The sequence below is a fragment of the Collinsella sp. AM33-4BH genome, from assembly GCF_003469205.1.
In the GTDB taxonomy this organism is placed as follows: Bacteria; Actinomycetota; Coriobacteriia; order Coriobacteriales; family Coriobacteriaceae; genus Collinsella.
Genome location: NZ_QSIN01000012.1, coordinates 53554 through 60184, shown reverse-complemented (window position 1 = coordinate 60184; position 6631 = coordinate 53554). Strand labels below are relative to the sequence as shown.

Genomic DNA, 6631 nt, shown 5'->3' with positions numbered 1-6631 from the left:
CTGGTCTGCGGAGTGTTCTGAAAACTAAGCCCGGCCCCCGCTTGCGGTGACGTTGCTGCGAGCGGCTTGCGATGGGGCCGTTGTTGGTTGGGGCCGCTGGGCTGATATGGGAGCACGTGGTTGTTGCGGGGCCTAGTCCCGGCGGCGGCCTCGGCGCTTCGCGCCTGCTGCCTGGGGTGACTTTGGGCTTGGTGCGAATTGAGGTCTAATACTTTCCCGAGAAGTGAAGGACCTTATTTGGACCCCCGAAGCATTGGCATATTTTGACCGCTATTTCCTGCGGTTTTGCAGCGCGAATCCTGCGGTTTTGCGGTCTAAAGGTGTGGATGCTCCGGGACTTCGTTTTTACTCGTTCACTTCTCGGGAAAAGTATTAGAGCTCAGCTGGCGGGGGTACCGCCCTGGCGTCGAAGCCCCGCGTCTTCTTCGCTTGATTGGGAAAAACAGCCTCGCTGAAGTAATTGCGAGCTCGCCCGGACGTATCTGCGGGGGTTGTCTGCACAATTCGCGGTATTATGTTGCGGAGTTTTGAAAGGAGCCGCTGGTGGTCACGACGACGTTTGCTTCGCCTTTGGGCGAAATCCTGCTTGCCGCTGATGGCCGCGGTCTGACGGGGCTTTGGTTTGAGGGGCAGGAGCACTTTGGCTCCACGCTTCTCCGTGAAGACTCCGAACATGTTGAAGGCGTCGATGCGGTTTCCGGTACTGGTGGCATGTCGTCGGTGAGTCCGGCAAATGGTGCGGCCTCTTCGGTGCTTGAGCGTTCCTGGGCTTGGCTGAATGCTTATTTTGCAGGGCAGGAACCTCGGTTTACGCCGCCGTTGCATATGATCGGCACGGCGTTTCAGCGTGAGGTTTGGTTTGAGCTGCTTTCGATCCCGCGTGGCGAGGTCGCTACGTATGGCGAGATCGCCCAGCGTGTTGCGGCTCGACATCGTGTGCCGGGAAATGAAGCGCCCGTTGTATCTCCTCGCGCGGTGGGGGCTGCGGTCGCTCGCAACCCTATTTCGATTATCGTGCCGTGCCATCGCGTGGTCGCGGCCGACGGATCGCTCAACGGATACGCCGGTGGACTGGATCGCAAGGAGTGGCTGCTGCGCCTCGAGGGTGCCTATCTATAAGCTGCAGGCGGCCGCAACGCCCATGCGGCAAGCGCGCTCGCTGTACGGGCGTTGTTTGCAGGGCGAGATGTGAAGCCGCCCGTTCCTTAAGTCCGACTAAGCTATAACCTTGCTTTTTTAAATATGCTCATCGACCTGCTAAGGCAGCACTAAGGCGAGTGCGGGTGCGCTATTATCGGCGCTCACGGAGCGCTTGGTGTTCTTGGCACGCATGGACGAGGGCTCGGCGGGCTTTACCATGGCGTCGATCGATCTTTCGGAGGCGGTGAACAAGGCGGCGGCGCCGTTTAAGTCGGTGGCGGTCTCAGGCGGTAAACGCCTGTCGACGTCGATTGCGACCGGCGTGCGGACCCATGCCGATGCCGCGGCGGTGGCACAGGTGGTTGAGTTGCTACTGGACAACGCCACGCGCTATGCGAGCGAGGGCAGCGTGATTGAGCTGAGCCTGTGCGCCGTTTCGCACGGCAAAGGCAAGGGCGCCGCCGAGCTTGTCGTATCGAACGCCGTGGACGAGCTGCCCGAGGGCGACCTGGACCGATTGTTCGATCGCTTCTATCGTGCGGATGCGTCGCGCAGCTCCAAGACGGGTGGCTCGGGCGTGGGCCTGTCCGTGGTGCGTGCCATCGCCGAGGCCCATGGAGGCGCCGCCACCGTATCCGGTCACGGCAACCAGATCACCTTCACCGTTTGCCTTTAAAACCTGCCAAAAAGGAACAGGTTTATTTTGGCAGGTTTTATCTGGGGAAACGTCCGCAGGAGAGGGCATGGGCGGTGTGAACATATGCATCTCTACCTGCTAAAATATAGGCATCGTTATTCGGCTCCTGAGTGGAAAGGAGACGGTCATGCAGTACGAGATCGGCGGAGGGGCTTTCCCGGTTGTTACGTGCAACCTTAGCGATGGCGAATCCATGATCACCGAAAGCGGCGCCATGGCTTGGATGACCCCCAACATGGAAATGTCTACCTCGGGCGGTGGCATCGGCAAGATGTTCTCCAAGGCTTTTTCGGGTGAGGCATTGTTCCAAAACATTTGGACCGCGCGTGGCGATGGCATGATCGCGTTTGGCTCCTGCTTCCCCGGCCGCATCGTGCCAATCGAGATCGGTCCGGGCAAGAGCTGGATTTTGCAGAAGCGTTCGTTCCTTGCCGCGGAAAGTGGCGTCGAGTTGAGCATTCACTTTAACAAGAAGGCAAAGGCCGGCGTCTTTGGCGGCGAGGGCTTTATCATGCAGAAGCTCACGGGCTCGGGTGTTGCTTTTGCCGAGATCGACGGCGACCTGGTTGAGTACGAGCTCGCTGCTGGCCAGCAGATGATTGTGGATACCGGCAACGTGGCCGGCTTTGAGGAGACCGTGAGCATCGACGCTCAAATGGTCAAGGGCGTCAAAAACATCATGTTTGGTGGCGAGGGCGTGTTCAACACCGTGCTCACCGGTCCCGGTCGCATCTGGTTGCAGACGATGCCCATTTCCAATCTTGCGGCAGCAGTGGCCTCGATGACCAACAACAATAACTAGTCCGCATAGGATAGCGCGCGGCGGGCTTACCCTGTCGCGCGCTTTTTTGCTGGCAAACGCCTCGCTTATAGAGTGTGGCTGCGCTGCTACAGCGAGCGTCGTCATCTCGTCACCCTGATAGCTTGCGGCAAGCGTGGCAATGAGGAGTGAGAATTTGAGTGCTCAGTCCCAAGTCATAATGGCGGCCATGCCAACAAGCAAAAACGAGTTGCCGGTGTCACGGAAAGGCGGGCGTCGGTCGATTCCACGTGAGACGGCTGTGCCGATCTGCACGGCCGCCCCTGCGCGTCCCGCGCTGCCCCCAAAGAGGTACGTTTCCCCTTATAAAACCTGCCAAAATAAACCTGTCCCTTTTTGGTCGGTGCGAAATGGGTAATACTAAAGAGTTATCCGACCAGATGGGAATTAATCGATGGCCTATATTGAATTCAAAGACGTCATCAAAGCATACGGCGAGGGCGATGCCCGCATTCATGCGCTCGACGGCGCGAGCTTTACCGTTGAGCGTGGCGAGCTTGCCATTATCCTGGGCGCTTCGGGCGCCGGTAAAACCACGGCGCTCAATATCTTGGGCGGCATGGACACGGCAACTTCCGGCACCGTGACGGTGGACGGACGCGACGTGAGCTCCGCCAACGAGACGCAGCTCGTGGAATACCGCCGCGCCGATGTCGGCTTTGTTTTCCAGTTCTACAATCTGGTCCCCAACCTGACGGCACTCGAAAACGTCGAGCTCGCGGCGCAAATCTGCCCCGATTCGCTCGATGCCGAGCAAACGCTTTGCCAGGTTGGCCTGGGCGAGCGCCTCGCCAACTTCCCCGCGCAGCTTTCGGGCGGCGAGCAGCAGCGCGTGTCCATCGCCCGTGCACTGGCAAAGAACCCCAAGCTGCTCCTGTGCGACGAGCCCACGGGCGCGCTCGACTATAAAACCGGCAAGCAGATCTTGCAGCTGCTGCAGGACACCTGTCGCAAGCAGGGCATCACGGTCATCATCATCACGCACAACTCCGCGCTCGCGCCCATGGCCGATCGCCTGATCCGCTTTAAGAGTGGTCGAGTGGAGAGCGAGACGGTCCAGCAAAATCCCGTGCCGATCGAGACGATCGAGTGGTAGCGCCCATGGATCAGGACCGCCAAAACAGCCAACGCCGCGACGCGCAGAACACGGAGCGCGAGCAGGATTTTACGACCTACCGCACTGCCCAAAGTTCAAACGACATGGTGCCGACGGTGTTTCGCCGCGGTGTCTACCGCACGATTCGCGGCAGCCTCAAACGCTTCTTGTCCATTGTCGTGATCACCGCGCTCGGCGTGAGCGTGATGTGTGGCCTTAAGGCGGGTTGCGAGGATCTGTGCGATTCGGTCGACGCTTACTTTGACCAGCAGAATGTTTATGACATCAACGTGCAGTCGACCTATGGTCTGACCGATGACGATCTTGCTGCGATCCAAGAGGTCGATGGCGTCGAGACGGCCGAGGGCATCTACACCGAGACTGCCTACACCGCCGTGGGCACAACGCGCGAGCGCGTGGTTGTCCAGAGCCTTTCCAGGGAGAATATCGATCAACCGGTGCTGTTGAGCGGCGATTTGCCCGAGTGTGCCGGCGAGGTCGCGGTGACCTCACGTTTTTTGAAGGCTTCGGGCAAGAAAATCGGCGATACGGTGAGCTTTGCCGCCAACGATGCGAGCTCGTCGAACCAAAGCGCCAAGGACCAGTTTGCCGATGGGGACTACACCATCACGGCAGAGGTTCTCGATCCCACCGACGTGAGCTCCGACTCGACGGTCAACGCCTTCCGTGCTGCTTCGACTGCGGACTACAAGTTCTACGTGAGCGAGGATGCCGCGACATCTTCTTCCTACTCCGCTGTCCACGTGGTCGTCGAGGGAGCCAAGAGCCTCAACTCCTATTCGGATGCCTACTCGGCAAAGATCAATGAGGTCAAGGGCAATATCGAGAAGATCCGCGAGGAGCGTGAGAAGGCGCGCACTCAGGAGCTGACGGTCGACACACCGGCGAGCTTGGACGCGGCTGAGCGTCAGGCGAATATGGTCTTTGGGATCGAGCAGGACAACATCAATCGCATGGCCGAGGGCAGCGACGAGCGTGCGCAGGCGCAAGCCGACCTGGACCAGCGCCGCGCCGCCGCCGACCAGCAGTTTGCCGATGCCCGCGCCGAGCTCTCTGACCTGGGCGAATGCACCTGGTACATCCAGGACCGCGGCAATATCGCAAGCTACTCGAGCGTCGAGAGCGATAGTTCTTCGATCGAGGCCATCGCCACGGTGTTCCCGTTCATCTTCTTTATCGTCGCCGTGCTTATCAGCCTCACCACCGCCACCCGCATGGTCGAGGAGGAGCGCACGCTTATTGGCCTGTACAAGGCGCTCGGCTATTCACGCGGGCGTATCCTGTCCAAATATGTGGACTACTCGCTGTGGGCGTGTCTGATCGGTGGCGTGCTCGGCAATATCATCGGATTTGTGGGTCTGCCGCTGTTCTTGTTTACGGTGTTCGACGACATGTACTCGCTGCCCCAGATGCTACTTTCGTACGACATCGTGTCCTCGATCGTTTCGGTGGCGCTGTTTGCCGTGGGCGTGGTGGGAGCCACGATTATCGCCTGCCGCCACGAGATGGCCGAGACCCCTGCCTCGCTCATGCGTCCCAAGGCTCCGCCCGCCGGCTCGCGCATCTTGCTCGAGCGCATCGGCTTTATCTGGCGCCGCATGGGCTTTTTGAACAAGGTGGCAGCGCGTAACCTGTTCCGCTATAAAAAGCGCGCCTTTATGACCATCTTTGGCATTGCGGGCTGCACGGCGCTTGTGATTTGCGGCATGGGCATTCGTGATACGTCGGTCGCGCTGTCGCCCAAGCAGTACGGGCATATCACGCGCTATGACTTGCTGGCGGTCGCCAATCCCGACGATTTTTCGCAGACGTGCGCGGCATTGGATGAGCGCAGCACGGCCAATGATTCCAACGTGACGGTGACCTCGACCCTGCCGATTATGACCGACAACGTCACCTTTACGTTTGGCGGCAAGAGCGAGACTGTGCAGCTCATCGTGATTCCCGACGACCGCACGGGTGACTTGGGCGATTACGTGCGCCTGGAGGATGAGTCCAAAGAACCGCTCGCCCTGCGTGACGGAGACGTGTATTTGAGCAAGAGCTCTCAGCTGGTGCTGGGGATCAAGCCGGGTGACACGGCTCACGTCCAGGATTCGTCGCTCAATGTTGCCAAGGTCAAAGTCAGCGACATCTCGCTCAACTATCTAGGCAACACGCTTTACATGACGCAGGGCACCTATGAGCGCGCGTTCGGTCGAAGTGCACGCCTTAACGGCGTCTTTGTGCTGCTTAAGGGTTCGTCGGCCGACCAGATTGCGTTTAGCAAGAATCTTAAGAGTGACGGTTGGCTTACGATTTCGAGTACGGCCGAGCATTGGGAAAACTATGAGGCGAACTTTACGATTATCAATTCGGTCGTGGTGCTCGTGACCTTTATGGCGGCGTGCCTGTCGTTTGTGGTGGTGTTTACGCTGTCTAATACGAATATTTCGGAGCGCGAACGCGAGCTGGCGACCATCAAGGTGCTGGGCTTCCGCCGTGGCGAGGTGCACCACTACGTCAACAAGGAGACGTTGATCCTCACGGCGATCGGAGCCACGCTGGGCGTACCGCTGGGCGGCTTGCTGGCCGAGAGTTTTACGTACATTTTGCAGATGCCGTCGCTGTACTTTGACGTCGAGGTCGAGCCGCTAAGCTACGTGCTCGCCGTGGTGCTTTCCTTTGGCTTTACGTTTATCGTCAACCTCGCCACCAACCGTACCCTCAACAAGATTGACATGGTCGGTGCCCTCAAGAGTGCCGAGTAACCTGCCAAAAAGGGACAGGTTTATTTTACAGGTTTTATCTGGGCAAACGCCGGACAACCATTAGGTGGCCCGGCGTTTGCCCCGTCAAACGGGCTTTCCATTTGCCT

At 59.0% G+C, this 6631-nt stretch carries 5 protein-coding genes and 1 pseudogene; 5 read left to right on the top strand and 1 reads right to left on the bottom strand.

What is annotated here, in order from left to right; translation table 11 throughout:
- Positions 1 to 543: 543 nt before the first annotated feature.
- From DW821_RS08750 to DW821_RS08740, 3 genes are all read left to right on the top strand, one after another.
- Positions 544 to 1119, top strand: a complete 576-nt coding sequence (locus DW821_RS08750) for a methylated-DNA--[protein]-cysteine S-methyltransferase (RefSeq protein WP_233505710.1) — start codon at positions 544 to 546, stop codon at positions 1117 to 1119.
- A 196-nt stretch (positions 1120 to 1315) separates the two neighbouring features.
- Positions 1316 to 1816, top strand: coding sequence for a cell wall metabolism sensor histidine kinase WalK (locus DW821_RS08745; RefSeq protein WP_117637629.1), 501 nt, complete (start codon positions 1316 to 1318; stop codon positions 1814 to 1816).
- Positions 1817 to 1964: 148 nt separating this feature from the next.
- On the top strand, positions 1965 to 2639 hold the full coding sequence (locus tag DW821_RS08740) for a TIGR00266 family protein (protein WP_117629922.1): 675 nt from the start codon (positions 1965 to 1967) through the stop codon (positions 2637 to 2639).
- 162 nt (positions 2640 to 2801) lie between these two features.
- Here the strand turns inward: DW821_RS08740 and DW821_RS10450 are convergent.
- Positions 2802 to 2942: pseudogene (locus DW821_RS10450) on the bottom strand (hypothetical protein); the annotation flags it as partial.
- A 109-nt stretch (positions 2943 to 3051) separates the two neighbouring features.
- Between DW821_RS10450 and DW821_RS08730 the strand changes: the two are divergent.
- Positions 3052 to 3753 carry an ABC transporter ATP-binding protein gene (locus DW821_RS08730; RefSeq protein ID WP_117637631.1) on the top strand — a complete coding sequence of 234 codons (702 nt, stop codon included), beginning with the start codon at positions 3052 to 3054 and terminating at the stop codon, positions 3751 to 3753.
- Between the two features lie 5 nt (positions 3754 to 3758).
- Positions 3759 to 6524, top strand: coding sequence for an FtsX-like permease family protein (locus DW821_RS08725; RefSeq protein WP_233553043.1), 2766 nt, complete (start codon positions 3759 to 3761; stop codon positions 6522 to 6524).
- Positions 6525 to 6631: the final 107 nt, after the last annotated feature.

Coding starts and splice junctions, on each gene's coding strand:
- DW821_RS08725 (WP_233553043.1), top strand. CDS start 3,759: ATGGATCAGGACCGCCAAAACAGCCAACGCCGCGACGCGCAGAACACG.
- DW821_RS08740 (WP_117629922.1), top strand. CDS start 1,965: ATGCAGTACGAGATCGGCGGAGGGGCTTTCCCGGTTGTTACGTGCAAC.
- DW821_RS08730 (WP_117637631.1), top strand. CDS start 3,052: ATGGCCTATATTGAATTCAAAGACGTCATCAAAGCATACGGCGAGGGC.